We start from the raw sequence: 12,993 nt of genomic DNA on the forward strand, positions 1-12,993 counted from the left end.
CGTCCCAGCTCGGCACCGCGGCCCGGCGCCCGGGGCGGACCCCGTCGGCCTCGGCCTGGCGGTCGGTGGTGCCCGTCAGGCGGTCCCGGTGACCCGCCACCGTGCGCGGCATCAGGACGTCGGCGTATGCGGCGCCCGCGCCCGCCGAGGCGGCAGGGGCCGGCGGCTCCTCCGCCTCGGGTTCGGTGTCCTGCGGGGTCTCGGTGCGGTCGGGGACCACCATGTCGCCGCGGAAGCTCGGGACCGCCTCCAGCAGGCTGGTGAGGGTGTCCCGCTCCTCCTCCGGTTCCGGTGCGGGCCTGCTGTCGGCCCGCTCCAGCTGCCGGTCAAGGGCGCGGTCCAGCGGCCGGTCGCGCGGCAGCCGCGCGATCCTCGGCACGAACGGGAAGCTCGGCTCCGGTGCCGCCGGCAGGTCCTCGGACTCGCCGATCAGCGAGCGGGCCTCGTCGTCCACGGCCACCACCAGCCTGCGCGGCGGGTCGTAGGTCCAGCTCGCCGAGTGCGGCTCGGCCGCGACCCGGTAGACGAGCAGGACTTCCCAGGTGCCGTCGTCGCGGCGCCAGGAGTCCCACTGGACGGATTCCTTCTCGGCCCCGCGCAGGGACAGGCGTTCCTGCACGGCCTCGCCGAGCTGCGGACCGGTGTTCTCGCCGGGGCGGCGCACGGGGGTCTTGCGGGCGCGCTCGGCCATGAACGCGCGCTCGGCGAGCACCGGGCCCTCGAAGCGGCGTACGCGGTCGACGGGGATGCCGGCGAGTTGAGCGACCTCCTCCGCGGAGGCACCGGCCCGTATGCGGGCCTGGATGTCGCGGGGGCGGAGGTGGCTCTCCACCTCGATCTCGATCTGGTTCAGGCGCGCGCGATCGTTGCGGACGGCGGCCCGGAGCCGCTCGTCGATCGGAAGCGTGTACTCCGTGCTGTCCGCAGCCTTGAGCACCAGTCGTGTGCCGTCATTGGAGACGGCCACGACACGCAGTTCGGGCATGGGGACCTCCCGGGTGGTGCCTGCCGACGTCACGTGCGTCGCTGCTTCCGCTAGTCGAGTGTGGCCTGCCCGGGTGCAGCCTGCCACAACCTTGCCGAGTTAAACCGGCGTGTCGGGCATGCGCCCTTGATCGCCGTTATGGCACGGTTACCTGTTGGGCACGCACAGTGACCGAACGGTTACTGTGCGCAGCAGGCGCCCGTGCAATACCGCGGCATCACCGGTCTTTGAGTGCCGTGTTCCATTTGTCGGCCCCCTCTCCCGAGTCCGGACATCCGAAAGGAAGGACGGCCCCAGGGCTCGCCACAGTACTCCATTCGGGCCACCTGGGTGGACCGCCGCGCCGCCGAACTTTCCTCGGACGGCGGGAGTTGGCCTGCCCTCGATCGGGTCCGACCTGCACCCGTGGTCCGTTTTCGGGTGGCTTGCTTCACATAATCACCAGAAACGGAACTATCTGCTTCGCTCAGCGGTCCGTAACTCCCGGAAGAGGAGAAGCGCGAGAGGCAGGGCGCACGCCGCCGGCCACGACGCCCGGCCCGGACGCGTCGCAACCGGCGGCGCCGCGAGCGCGCCCCGAGACCGGACCGGCTCAGTCCCCCAGGACGCGCCGCAGGTAGTCGTTGCCGAAGACCCGGTCCGGGTCAAGGCGGTCGCGCAGTGCGATGAACTCGCCGAAGCGCGGGTAGGCCTCCGCGAAGTAGCCGGCGTCCCGCGTGTGCACCTTGCCCCAGTGCGGACGCCCGCCGTGCGCCGTGAAGATGGCCTCGGCCGCGGTGAAGTAGGCGTGGTACGGGGTGCTCTTGTACATGTGCACCGCGATGTACGCCGTTTCGCGGCCGGAGGCCGTCGACAGCGTGATGTCGTCCGCCGGAGCCGTCCGCACCTCCACGGGGAAGCTGATGCGCAGCCCCGAGCGGTCGACCATCGCCCGCAGCTCCCGCAGCGCCTCGACCACCTGCCCGCGCGGGAGGGCGTACTCCATCTCCACGAAGCGCACCCGGCGCGGACTGGTGAACACCTTGTACGGGATGTCCGTGTAGGTGCGGGCCGACAGGGCGCGGCTGGCGACGCGGGCGATGGAGGGGATGGTGGCCGGGACCGCGCGGCCCAGCGAGTTGACGGCCTGGAAGAGGCCGTTGGAGAGCAACTCGTCCTCGATCCAGGCGCTCACGGGTCCGGGCGGGGCGGCGGGGCCCTGGCTGCGGTTGTTCCGCTTGGTGTTGCAGTTGCCGGTGTGCGGGAACCAGTAGAACTCGAAGTGCTCGTTCTCCGCGAAGTGCTCCTCGAACTCCGCCGTCACCCGCTCGAAGCCCATCGGCTCCTCCCGGGCGGTCAGGAAGAAGATCGGCTCCACCGCGAAGGTGATCGCGGTGATGATGCCGAGCGCGCCGATGCCGAGCCGGGCCGCCGCGAAGACCTCGGGATTCTCCTTCTCGGAGCAGGTCAGCAGCCGGCCGTCGGCGGTGACCAGTTCCAGGCCGCGGATCTGGGCGGCGACGGAGGCCGAGTCGCGGCCGGTGCCGTGGGTGCCGGTGCTGGTGGCGCCGGAGACCGTCTGCTCCATGATGTCGCCCATGTTGGTGAGCGACAGGCCCTCCGCGGCCAGGGCCTGGTTCATGTCCTTCATGACCGTGCCGGCCGCCACCGTGACGGTGCCTGCGGCCCGGTCGATCGACCGGATCCCCGTCATGGCCTGCGGCCGTACCAGCACGCCGTCGGTGGCGGCGGCCGCGGTGAAGGAGTGGCCGGTGCCGACCGCCTTCACCCGCAGCCCGTCCTCGGCGGCCCGGCGGACCGCCTCCTGGAGCTCTCCGACCGAGGCCGGTGTCACCGTGCGGGCCGGTGTGGCGATGATGTTGCCCGCCCAGTTATGCCACGCGATCCGTTCCCTGCCGCTCTGCCCTGCTGTCGCCGTCCCCATCGATTGCTGGCACCTCCCCTTGCGCCGGCCTCGTCAGCCGGCGGTATCCCGCGAACGCAACCGCCGCCGCGGCCACCCCCGCCGAGACCGAGACGACGTACCCGGTCCGCGCCCCGGCTGAGTCGACGACCCAGCCGGTCACGGAGGACCCGAGCGCGATTCCGACCGCGAGGCCGGTGCTGATCCAGGTCATGCCCTCGGTCAGCTTCGCGTGTGGCACGTGCGCCTCGATCAGGGCCATCGTGGTGATCATCGTGGGAGCGATGGCGAGGCCCGAGACGAAGAGCGCCACGGCCAGAAACGGAAGGTTCCCGGCCAGTAGGAGGGGGATCATACTCACGGCCATCGCACTGATGCCCAGTACCCAGCGAGGTTCGGCCTTGCCTTTGAAGTGGAGCAGGCCGAAGACGATGCCGGCCAGGCAGGATCCGAACGCCCAGACCGCCAGGAACACCCCGCCGAGGGACTTGTCGCCGTGCTCCGCGGCGAAGGCCAGGGTGGCCACGTCCACGGAGCCGAAGATCGCGCCGGTCGCGACGAAGGTCGCGACGAGGACCTGGAGGCCGGGGGAGCGCAGGGCCGAGGACCGGTCGGTGTGCTCGTGGTGCGGGTGCGGCTCGGGCTCGGTGGCGGTCAGGGCCGTCAGCCACCACACGCCCGTCACCAGACAGACGAGGGCGACGACCGGGCCGGCCTCGGGGAACCAGCCGGCCGAGAGGGTCGCGGCGAGCGGCGGGCCGACGATGAAGCAGAGCTCGTCGACGATGGACTCGAAGGAGTAGGCCGTGTGCAGCTGGGGGGTGTCGCGGAACAGGGCCGTCCAGCGGGCCCGGACCATCGATCCGACGCTGGGCACGCATCCGGCGACGACGGCGAAGGGGAAGAGGGTCCAGCTCGGCCAGCCGTTCGCCGCGGCGACCAGCAGGCCGGTGACCGCGGCGGCCGCGATCAGGGTGGCCGGGCGCAGCACCCGCCGCTGTCCGTACTGGTCCACCAGCCGCGAGACCTGCGGCCCCACGGCGGCGGCGGAGAGCGCGATGGTGCCGGTGAGCGCGCCGGCGAGCCCGTAGCTGCCGCCCAGCTCGGTGATCATCGTGAGGACACCGATGCCCACCATGGACAGCGGCATCCGGCCCAGCAGGCCTGCGGCTGTGAACCCCTTGGTGCCGGGGGCCGCGAAGATCGCGCGGTAGGGACTGGGCAAGGTGGTGCCCTCCGTAAGGGACGTGGTCGGTTCACACAGGTTACGTCCGCCGACAAGACACCCGCATGGGGAAAATACCGACAGGAAGTAAGGGTGACCTTACCTTCTGTCCGAGGTGTGGGACGGGCCGGGTCCGTTGCCCGGGCGCGGACGCCGGGTGGCAGGATTCGAGGCATGTCAGACCACCTCCGTGCCCCCGACGGCGGCTCCGCCGCCCCTTATGACGCCCTCCTGCTGCTCTCGTTCGGTGGCCCCGAGGGACCCGACGACGTGGTGCCCTTCCTGGAGAACGTCACTCGCGGGCGCGGTATCCCGCGCGAGCGGCTCAAGGAGGTCGGGCAGCACTACTTCGGATTCGGCGGGGTCAGCCCGATCAACCGGCACAACCGCGAGCTGCTGGACGCGCTGCGCAAGGACTTCGCCGGGCACGGGCTGGACCTGCCGGTCTACTGGGGCAACCGGAACTGGGCCCCGTACCTGACCGACGTCCTGCGGGAGATGGCCGCCGACGGGCGCCGCCGCATCGCCGTGCTCGCCACCAGCGCGTACGCCTCGTACTCGGGCTGCCGGCAGTACCGCGAGAACCTCGCCGACGCGCTGGCCACGCTCGCCGAGGAGGGCGTGGAGCTGCCGCGGGTCGACAAGCTGCGGCACTACTTCAACCACCCCGGCTTCGTGGAGCCCATGATCGACGGGGTGGTGGCCTCGCTCGCCGCGCTGCCCGAGCAGGTGCGCTCCGGCGCGCACCTCGCCTTCACCACCCACTCCATCCCGACCGCCGCCGCGGACACCTCCGGTCCGGTCGAGGACCACACCGGGCACGGCGAGGGCGGGGCGTACGTCAAGCAGCACCTCGATGTCGCCCGGGTGATCGCGGACGAGGTCGCCGCACGTACCGGGGTGGCGCACTCCTGGGAGCTCGTCTACCAGTCCCGCAGCGGCGCCCCGCACATCCCGTGGCTGGAGCCGGACATCTGTGACCACCTCGAAGCCCTGCACGCCGCCGGTGCGCCCGCCGTCGTCATGGTGCCCATCGGCTTCGTCTCCGACCACATGGAAGTCCTCTACGACCTGGACACCGAGGCCACCGCGAAGGCGGCAGAGCTGGGCCTGCCCGTGCGGCGGTCCGCGACCGTCGGCGCCGATCCGCGCTTCGCCGGGGCCGTACGGGAGCTGGTCCTGGAGCGGGCCGCCAAGGAGCGCGGCGAGCGGGCGGCGGAGTGCTGGGTCGGCACGCTGGGGCAGAGTCATGACCTGTGCGCGGTGGGCTGCTGCCCGGCGCGGAGCCCCCGGCCGGCGGCCGCGGGCGTGGACAGTCCGTACGCGTAGGAAGTGGGACCGTGATCTCTGACGAGCTGAAGGCCGAACTGCTGGACGTGGGCCTGGAGGCCGCCCGGCAGGCCGGAGCTCTGCTGCGCGACGGCCGCCCGGCCGACCTGGCGGTGGCGGCGACGAAGACCAGCCCCATCGACGTGGTGACCGAGATGGACATCGCGGCGGAGAAGCTGATCACCGGCATCCTTGCCGAGCGGCGGCCCGAGGACGGGCTGCTGGGCGAGGAGGGCGCGGACACCCCGGGGACGAGCGGGGTGCGCTGGGTCGTCGACCCGCTGGACGGCACCGTGAACTACCTCTACGGGCTGCCGAGCTGGGGCGTGTCCATCGCGGCCGAGTACGGCGGCGAGACCGTGGTGGGCGTCGTGGCGGCGCCGATGCGCGGGGAGACCTACCACGCGGTCCTCGGCGGCGGCGCGTGGCTGGGTACGACGCGCCTCGCCTGCCGGCCGGCGGCCCCGCTGGACCAGGCGCTCCTGGGGACCGGCTTCGCATACGTGCAGACCCGGCGGGCCCATCAGGCCGAGGTCGTGGCGCGGATCATCCCGGTGGTGCGCGACATCCGGCGGGGCGGGTCGGCGGCGCTGGACCTGTGCGACGTGGCCGCCGGGCGGCTGGACGGGTACTACGAGCGGGGACTCAACCCGTGGGACCTCGCCGCCGGTGACCTGATCGCCCGGGAGGCCGGAGCCGTGAGCGGGGGCCGTCCCGGTGAGCCGGCCTCGGGCGAGTTGACCCTGGCCGCCACACCGGCCGTGTTCGCCTCGCTGCAGCCGCTGCTGGAGGAGTCCGGAGCCTGGCACGACTGAAAGCACGCGGACCCCGGACGCCACTCGGGCGCCCGGGGTCCACGTCGTGCACAGGCCGTGCAGAAGCTCGATCGGTGCGGGAGTCGTGCAGGGGTCGTGCGGGTGAAGGCGGGCCGGCCGATCGGGGGATCAGCAGGCGGGCACGGCGGCCGAGACCGGGACACCGTGCTCGGCGGCCAGGCGCTGGAGATCCTCCAGCTCCGCCAGTTCCACTTCCGCGAGGAAGTCGTCGCCCGTCTCGCGGGCGTGCCTGAGGTCCGACTGCGTGGTCCTGATGCGCTGCAGGAGACCCGCGGTGAATGCGTCCATGGGTGGGTTCGCCCCCTCTTCGTGGGTCGGCGGCGGCGTGGCTGTCCGCCGTCAGGGAGTGGATGGGGTGTGATCTCGTCCTCCCCTGCGCCCTGGGCCCAGAAACCTCGGAAGGCCAGGGAATCCCCACTTCCGCCCCGTCAGCCCCTCCACGAGCCGCCTTACAGCCGGTTTACGGCCGAAACGGGCAGGATGGGCGACGCAATACACGTGTGCCCTTCTGGGCTCGGAGGAAGGAAACGACGTGCGCGTACTCGTCGTCGAGGACGAGCAGCTGCTCGCCGATGCGGTGGCCACCGGACTACGCCGGGAGGCCATGGCCGTGGACGTCGTGTACGACGGTGCCGCCGCCCTGGAGCGGGTCGGCGTGAACGACTACGACGTAGTCGTGCTCGACCGGGACCTCCCGCTCGTGCACGGGGACGACGTGTGCCGGAAGATCGTCGAGCTGGGCATGCCCACGCGCGTGCTGATGCTGACCGCCTCCGGCGACGTCAGCGACCGGGTGGAGGGGCTGGAGCTCGGCGCGGACGACTACCTGCCCAAGCCCTTCGCCTTCACCGAGCTGACCGCCCGCGTGCGGGCGCTCGGGCGGCGCACCACGGTCGCCCTGCCGCCCGTGCTGGAGCGGGCGGGCATCAGGCTGGACCCGAACCGCCGGGAGGTGTTCCGCGAAGGCAAGGAGGTCCAGCTGGCGCCGAAGGAGTTCGCGGTGCTGGAGGTGCTCATGCGCAGCGAGGGGACCGTCGTCTCCGCCGAGCAGTTGCTGGAGAAGGCCTGGGACGAGAACACCGACCCCTTCACCAATGTCGTACGGGTGACCGTGATGACCCTGCGCCGCAAGCTGGGTGAGCCGCCCGTCATTGTGACCGTGCCCGGCTCCGGATACCGGATCTGATGCGCATGGCGGCCACCCCGGCGCCACCGGCGGCGCCACCGAAACCGACGTGGGACCCCGGCCAGCCCGAGGGTCCCTTCCCGTGGCTGCGGCCGACCATCCGGATACGCCTCACGCTGCTGTACGGCGGGATGTTCCTGATCGCCGGGATCCTGCTGCTGTCGATCATCTACCTGCTGGCGGCGCAGGCCCTGCGGCAGGGCAACGCCATCCCGTTCACGATCGTCCGCGGTCAGAACATCGAGGTCACCAGCACCACCTGCTCCGGCGTGAGCGGCACCAACCAGCCGTTCGACCAGTTCACCGCCGCCATCAACCAATGCGTTTTGGAACAGCGAAGGCATGCCCTGGACGACCTGCTGAGCCGGTCGCTGATGGCCCTCCTGGGTCTGAGCATCATCGCCTTCGCCTTCGGCTACGCGATGGCAGGCCGGGTGCTCTCGCCGCTCGGCAAGATCACCCGCACCGCCCGCCGGGTCGTGGGCTCCGACCTGACCCGGCGGATCGAGCTGGACGGACCGGACGACGAGCTCAAGGAACTCGCCGACACCTTCGACGACATGCTCGACCGGCTGGAGCGGGCTTTCACGGCCCAGCAGCGGTTCGTCGCGAACGCCTCGCACGAGCTGCGGACGCCGCTCGCGATCAACCGGACCCTGCTGGAGGTGCACCTCTCCGATCCGGGGGCGCCGATCGAGCTCCAGCAGCTCGGGAAGACCCTGCTCGCCACCAACGAGCGCAGCGAGCAGCTGGTCGAGGGCCTGCTGCTGCTGGCCCGGAGCGAGAACCAGATCGTCGAGCGCAAACCCGTGGACCTGGCGGAGGTCGCCTCGCGCGCCGTCGACCAGGTGCGCGGCGAGGCCGAGGCGAAGGGTGTGGAGATCCGCGGCGAGCGCGCGCCGGCCGTCGTGCAGGGCAACGGGGTGCTGCTGGAGCGGATCGCCCTCAACCTGGTGCAGAACGCCGTCCGGTACAACGTGCCGGAGGACGGCTGGGTGGAGGTCGTCACCGAGGCCCAGCATGATCAGGCGGTCCTCCTGGTATCGAACACGGGTCCCGTTGTTCCCGCGTACGAGGTGGACAACCTCTTCGAGCCCTTCAGGCGGCTGCGTACGGAGCGCACGGGCAGCGACAAGGGTGTCGGACTGGGTCTGTCGATCGCGCGCTCCGTGGCGCGCGCACACGGCGGCAGGATCCAGGCGATGCCCCGGGAAGGCGGTGGCCTCGTGATGCGTGTCACTCTTCCCTTGTGAGACCCCCCGCCTCGTGTTCGCTTTTGGCTGAATGCCTGCTCTGTGAAAACAACTGGTCCTGTGTGATCGATCACAGGGGCCGGTGTCGGGCCATGTGCGTTCGGTGACCCCGGCGCGGCCGGAAAGCCCGGGAAGTCCGGGTTTCCGGCCCCTCGGATGGCGGGAAATACACGGGGTGGCGTTTGTGCACTACGGGCCCCGGACCGTGTACGGTCCCGCTCGTCATCCCAGCCAATCGTCCTCCGGGCGGGCGGCTGGGTGTCGATTGAGTAACAGACCTTGATGTGAGGCAAAATCTCCGCCTCAGGTCGGGCACAAGTCCGGCCTCTCGTGCGTTACGTGCGCTGAGACACCGCTAACACCCAGAGGGGGAGAGCGAACAATGGCAACGGACTACGACACCCCGCGCAAGACCGACGATGACGTCGACAACGACAGCATCGAAGAGCTGAAGGCCCGGCGCAACGAGAAGTCGACCTCGTCCGCGGACATGGACGAATTCGACTCTGTCGAAAGCATGGAGCTTCCCGGTGCGGACCTCTCCAATGAGGAGCTGGCCGTCCGGGTCCTGCCCAAGCAGGCCGATGAGTTCACCTGCATGAGCTGCTTCCTGGTGCACCACCGCAGCCAGCTGGCACGTGAGAAGAACGGTCAGCCGATCTGTCGCGACTGCGACTGACAGGCGTCGGCCGTGGCTGGCTCCACACCCTTTCGGAAGCGACGCTTCCGGAAATCTGGTGATCCGGCGGAGACGCAGGTGGCATCCATGGATCCGGAAACGGCTCCTGGGGCTTCCGGCGGCTCCGCCAGTGCGGCGATCGCCCTACCTTCCGACACCGCCCCGGCGGCGCCGTCGGAAACCGATCCCGACGAGGGGTCCCGGCACGGCTTCGGGGCTCGCCGGATGCAGGCCGTCAAGAACGGCGTGCGCAAGGGCGGCGAAAGTGTCAGGGACGCCGCCCTGTACATCACCGACAGGATCATCGAGAACGCACCGCGCGTTCCGGTTCGGGACCTCGCGACACTGCGCGCGCAGTTCCCGGGCCTCGGCCCCGAGCAGCTCGCCGAAAAGCTGGTCTCGGGCGCCTGCGCCGCCACCTCGACCGTCGGCGCGGGAATCGGCGCCGCGGCCATGCTGCCCGTGCCGCCCGCCATGCCTGCGGAACTGGCGGCCGAGATCACCGCGGTCGCGGCCATCGAGCTCAAGCTCATCGCAGAACTCCACGAGGTCTACGGCCGGCGCCCCCGGGGCGGGGTCAAGGAGCGCAGTCTCGCCTACCTGACCGCCTGGACGGAGGAGCGCGGGGTCGACCTGACCAAGCCGACCACGCTGAACGCGGCGCTCGGCGGGCAGATGAAGCGCGAACTGCGCCAGCAGATCATGAAGCGGATGTTCCGCAGCCTGCCCAACCTCATGCCGTTCATGGTGGGCGCCGCCGTCGGCGCGGTCATGAACCGGCGGGACACCCGCAAACTCGCCGAGAAGGTCCGTGGTGACCTGCGGAGGCGGGCTGTGGGCTGGGAGGCCCTGAATTCCCTGCCGCCCCTGGAAGGGCCCGCACAGCCCCTTCCCGAGGCCACCAGGATCGCACTGGAGGCCGCGGATCCCTCCGCGCACGGCTGAGGTCATCCGCCGGGGGCGATCCGCCCCGGCCGGCCACCGGACCCGCCGGCCGGTCAGGCCGCCTGGGTGCGGGCGGCGAGCAGGGCCGCCACCAGGGCCTGCGGCTCACGGGTGGAGACGTAGACGTACGGGGTCGGGTCGGCCGGATCGGTGACCTCGATCCGGACCGCGGTCGGCACGTAGCTGCGCATCAGCATGAAGGCGCGCGTGTCCGCCTTGTGCGTGCGCCAGGCGCGCGACTCCTCGGCGTCGAGGATCTCGGGCTCGCCCAGGGCCGTCACCGGGATCCGTGCGTCCCCGGCCGCCAGCGCACCACCCGTCACGCGCACGCGCGCGGAGCCGTACGAGCTCACCACCAGCCCGGCCAGCGCCGTGCCCCCGACCAGCCCGGCGAGCAGCGGCATCGTGCCCAGCGGCAGCAGCATCAAGGCGCAGGCGAGGCCGACCAGTACGGCGACGCCCCACCAGGAGCGGGGGGCGGTCAGACGTTCGTCGTGGTGCGCGGGGGAGAGCTGCATACGGTCAAGCCTGCCACGAGGCGACCGGTGGGTAGCCGCGCGGGTAAGGTCTGCGGCTGTGAGTGGACGAAACACAGCGTTGACGCCCCCGGCCGACGCCGCCGCGCCGGTCAGGCATCCTGACGCGCCCGCCCCCGGCGAGCTCCTCGGAGCGCACTACGAGCACTGTTTCGGCTGCGGCGGGGGCCAGCCCCACGGACTGCACCTGGAGGCCCGGGCGGGCGAGGGCGTGTCCATCACCGCCGAGTTCACCGTCAAGCCCGCGCACCAGGGCGCACCCGGTCTGGCTCACGGCGGGGTGCTCGCCACCGCGCTCGACGAGACGCTGGGTTCCCTGAACTGGCTGCTGCGCGTCATCGCGGTGACGGGGCGGCTGGAGACCGACTTCGTGCGGCCCGTGCCGGTGGACACCGTGCTGTACCTGGAGGCCGAGGTCACAGCCGTCGCCGGGCGGAAGATCTACTGCACGGCCGTCGGCCGGATAGGCGGACCGCAGGGCCCGGTCGCCGTACGTGCCGACGCCCTCTTCATAGAGGTGAAGGTCGACCACTTCATCGACAACGGACGGCCCGAGGAGATCCAGGCGGCGATGGCCGACCCGGACCAGGTCAGGCGCGCACGCGCCTTTGAGGTGAACCCCTGATGTCCCAGAGCAACCACGACTCCCACCGGCCGGTCGACGTACTGATCCGCCGCGTCGACCCGGAGGTGCCGATTCCGGCATACGGGCACCCCGGTGACGCCGGCTGCGACCTCGTCACCACCGAGGCCGCCGAGCTGGAGCCCGGCGAGCGCGCCGTACTGCCCACCGGTGTCTCGATCGCCCTGCCCGACGGGTACGCGGCCTTCGTGCACCCGCGGTCCGGCCTGGCCGCACGCTGCGGGCTCGCGCTCGTGAATGCCCCGGGGACGGTGGATGCCGGGTACCGTGGGGAGATCAAGGTGATCGTGGTCAATCTCGACCCTCGCGAGAGCGTCCGGTTCGAGCGTTTCGACCGCATTGCCCAGCTGGTTGTCCAGCGGGTCGAGAAGGTGCGCTTCCACGAGGTGGCGGAACTTCCCGGCTCGGCCCGGGCCGAGGGGGGCTTCGGCTCCACCGGCGGTCATGCGGCCGTGGCCGGATCCGGGGCTGGTCAGCAGGGTGGGAATGGCTACGCTTCGGTCGTAACCGACCGGGAAGGACAGTGACGTGTTCGGACGTCGCAAGAAGAACGACTCCGCCAAGGACGGCGGCGCGGCCGAGCAGGTCGTAGACGGCGTCGGCGCTGAGCAGGACGAAGCGGGCGAGCAGGAGAGCGCTGCCCAGCCGCGCAGGGTGAACCTGCCGCCGGCCCCGCGGCCCGACGGCCCCTGGGACATCTCCGAGGTGCTCGGGAACCCGGCCGACGGCCGGGTCGACCTGGGCGGCATCCTCGTACCCGGCGTCGAGGGCATGGAGCTGCGCGTCGAGGTCGCCGGTGACGCGATCGTGGCCGCGACCGTGGTCCTGGGTGACAGTGCCGTGCAGTTGCAGGCCTTCGCCGCGCCCAAGAAGGAGGGCATCTGGGGCGAGGTCCGCGAGGAGATCGCCGCGGGTATCACCCAGCAGGGCGGCATCATCGACGAGGCCCAGGGCTCGCTGGGCTGGGAGCTGCGCGCCCAGGTGCCCGTACCGCTCCCGGACGGGCAGACCGGCGCCCAGCTGGTCCGCTTCGTCGGCGTCGACGGCCCGCGCTGGTTCCTGCGCGGCGTCATCTCCGGCCAGGGCGCGGTGCGCCCCGAGTCGGCGGGTGTGCTGGAGCAGATCTTCCGGGACACCGTCGTCGTCCGCGGTGACGGCCCGATGGCTCCCCGCGACCCGATCGTCCTGAAGCTGCCGAACGACGCCCAGATGGTGCCGGACGGCGTGCAGACGGACGACCAGGAAGGCTCCCGCTTCGGCGGTGGCATGGGGCAGCTCGAACGGGGCCCGGAGATCACCGAGGTCCGCTGACCTCGGACGGCCCCCGCGCACAGGGGGGCTCGTCATGCGTTTCGGCCGGGGGGGCCAAATCCGTCGGGGGGGGGCCCACCCGCGTCTCGCGTCCCACCCGCGTCTCCGCGTCCCCGCGGGGGTGAGGGATCCGTCAGGGATCGGCGCCGGGGCGCGTATCGG

14 protein-coding genes are annotated in these 12,993 nt (G+C 71.5%); 9 read left to right on the forward strand and 5 right to left on the reverse strand.

Going from position 1 to position 12,993, the window contains the following annotated elements:
- From sepH to ACWGIU_RS13630, 3 genes are all read right to left on the reverse strand, one after another.
- On the reverse strand, positions 1–985 hold a 985-nt coding region (gene sepH / locus ACWGIU_RS13620; RefSeq protein ID WP_453705386.1), incomplete at its 3' end, for a septation protein SepH.
- Between the two features lie 592 nt (positions 986–1,577).
- Positions 1,578–2,909 carry a D-arabinono-1,4-lactone oxidase gene (locus ACWGIU_RS13625; protein WP_453705388.1) on the reverse strand — a complete coding sequence of 444 codons (1,332 nt, stop codon included), beginning with the start codon at positions 2,907–2,909 and terminating at the stop codon, positions 1,578–1,580.
- Positions 2,857–4,113, reverse strand: a complete 1,257-nt coding sequence (locus ACWGIU_RS13630) for an MFS transporter (protein ID WP_453705390.1) — start codon at positions 4,111–4,113, stop codon at positions 2,857–2,859. The genes ACWGIU_RS13625 and ACWGIU_RS13630 overlap by 53 nt, the downstream gene beginning before the upstream one ends.
- A gap of 174 nt (positions 4,114–4,287) precedes the next feature.
- On the opposite strand from ACWGIU_RS13630, the gene ACWGIU_RS13635 reads away from it, so the two are divergent.
- Together ACWGIU_RS13635 and ACWGIU_RS13640 are read left to right on the forward strand one after the other, a co-directional pair.
- Positions 4,288–5,442 (forward strand): ferrochelatase, encoded by a 1,155-nt coding sequence (locus ACWGIU_RS13635; protein WP_453705391.1) that lies wholly within the window; start codon positions 4,288–4,290, stop codon positions 5,440–5,442.
- Positions 5,443–5,453: 11 nt separating this feature from the next.
- Complete coding sequence (locus tag ACWGIU_RS13640) at positions 5,454–6,257, forward strand: inositol monophosphatase family protein (RefSeq protein ID WP_453705393.1); 804 nt, start codon at positions 5,454–5,456, stop codon at positions 6,255–6,257.
- 129 nt (positions 6,258–6,386) lie between these two features.
- Here the strand turns inward: ACWGIU_RS13640 and ACWGIU_RS13645 are convergent, their stop codons facing one another.
- The gene (locus tag ACWGIU_RS13645; protein WP_030008766.1) at positions 6,387–6,566 is read right to left on the reverse strand and encodes a hypothetical protein; all 180 of its coding nucleotides are present in this window, start codon (positions 6,564–6,566) and stop codon (positions 6,387–6,389) included.
- A gap of 244 nt (positions 6,567–6,810) precedes the next feature.
- Here ACWGIU_RS13645 and ACWGIU_RS13650 point away from each other — a divergent pair, with 244 nt between their 5' ends.
- The 4 genes from ACWGIU_RS13650 (at position 6,811) to ACWGIU_RS13665 (ending at position 10,341) form a co-directional block, all read left to right on the forward strand.
- Positions 6,811–7,464 carry a response regulator transcription factor gene (locus ACWGIU_RS13650; protein ID WP_453705395.1) on the forward strand — a complete coding sequence of 218 codons (654 nt, stop codon included), beginning with the start codon at positions 6,811–6,813 and terminating at the stop codon, positions 7,462–7,464.
- Positions 7,465–7,469: 5 nt separating this feature from the next.
- On the forward strand, positions 7,470–8,717 hold the full coding sequence (locus ACWGIU_RS13655) for a sensor histidine kinase (protein WP_453705397.1): 1,248 nt from the start codon (positions 7,470–7,472) through the stop codon (positions 8,715–8,717).
- Between the two features lie 382 nt (positions 8,718–9,099).
- Entirely contained in the window at positions 9,100–9,396 is a 297-nt protein-coding gene (locus tag ACWGIU_RS13660; RefSeq protein WP_030008769.1) for a DUF4193 domain-containing protein, read from the forward strand.
- A 12-nt stretch (positions 9,397–9,408) separates the two neighbouring features.
- Positions 9,409–10,341 carry a hypothetical protein gene (locus ACWGIU_RS13665; protein WP_453705399.1) on the forward strand — a complete coding sequence of 311 codons (933 nt, stop codon included), beginning with the start codon at positions 9,409–9,411 and terminating at the stop codon, positions 10,339–10,341.
- A 53-nt stretch (positions 10,342–10,394) separates the two neighbouring features.
- Here the strand turns inward: ACWGIU_RS13665 and ACWGIU_RS13670 are convergent, their stop codons facing one another.
- Complete coding sequence (locus tag ACWGIU_RS13670) at positions 10,395–10,859, reverse strand: DUF3093 domain-containing protein (RefSeq protein WP_453705401.1); 465 nt, start codon at positions 10,857–10,859, stop codon at positions 10,395–10,397.
- Between the two features lie 58 nt (positions 10,860–10,917).
- Here ACWGIU_RS13670 and ACWGIU_RS13675 point away from each other — a divergent pair, with 58 nt between their 5' ends.
- The 3 genes from ACWGIU_RS13675 to ACWGIU_RS13685 are packed head-to-tail and all read left to right on the forward strand — an operon-like array spanning position 10,918 to position 12,831.
- Positions 10,918–11,502 carry a PaaI family thioesterase gene (locus tag ACWGIU_RS13675; RefSeq protein WP_453705403.1) on the forward strand — a complete coding sequence of 195 codons (585 nt, stop codon included), beginning with the start codon at positions 10,918–10,920 and terminating at the stop codon, positions 11,500–11,502.
- Positions 11,502–12,047, forward strand: a complete 546-nt coding sequence (dut, locus tag ACWGIU_RS13680) for a dUTP diphosphatase (protein ID WP_030008773.1) — start codon at positions 11,502–11,504, stop codon at positions 12,045–12,047. Before ACWGIU_RS13675 ends, dut begins: the two co-directional genes overlap by 1 nt.
- A 1-nt stretch (position 12,048) precedes the next feature.
- Positions 12,049–12,831 carry a DUF3710 domain-containing protein gene (locus ACWGIU_RS13685; protein ID WP_453705405.1) on the forward strand — a complete coding sequence of 261 codons (783 nt, stop codon included), beginning with the start codon at positions 12,049–12,051 and terminating at the stop codon, positions 12,829–12,831.
- The last annotated feature ends 162 nt before the right edge of the window (positions 12,832–12,993 follow it).

This window comes from Streptomyces sp. NPDC054840 (assembly GCF_053611065.1).

Excerpts from the sequence above, each read along its gene's own strand:
- ACWGIU_RS13635 (WP_453705391.1), top strand. The coding sequence starts at position 4,288 with ATGTCAGACCACCTCCGTGCCCCCGACGGCGGCTCCGCCGCCCCTTAT.
- ACWGIU_RS13625 (WP_453705388.1), bottom strand. The coding sequence starts at position 2,909 with ATGGGGACGGCGACAGCAGGGCAGAGCGGCAGGGAACGGATCGCGTGG.
- dut (WP_030008773.1), top strand. The coding sequence starts at position 11,502 with ATGTCCCAGAGCAACCACGACTCCCACCGGCCGGTCGACGTACTGATC.
- ACWGIU_RS13645 (WP_030008766.1), bottom strand. The coding sequence starts at position 6,566 with ATGGACGCATTCACCGCGGGTCTCCTGCAGCGCATCAGGACCACGCAG.
- ACWGIU_RS13660 (WP_030008769.1), top strand. The coding sequence starts at position 9,100 with ATGGCAACGGACTACGACACCCCGCGCAAGACCGACGATGACGTCGAC.
- ACWGIU_RS13670 (WP_453705401.1), bottom strand. The coding sequence starts at position 10,859 with ATGCAGCTCTCCCCCGCGCACCACGACGAACGTCTGACCGCCCCCCGC.
- ACWGIU_RS13655 (WP_453705397.1), top strand. The coding sequence starts at position 7,470 with ATGGCGGCCACCCCGGCGCCACCGGCGGCGCCACCGAAACCGACGTGG.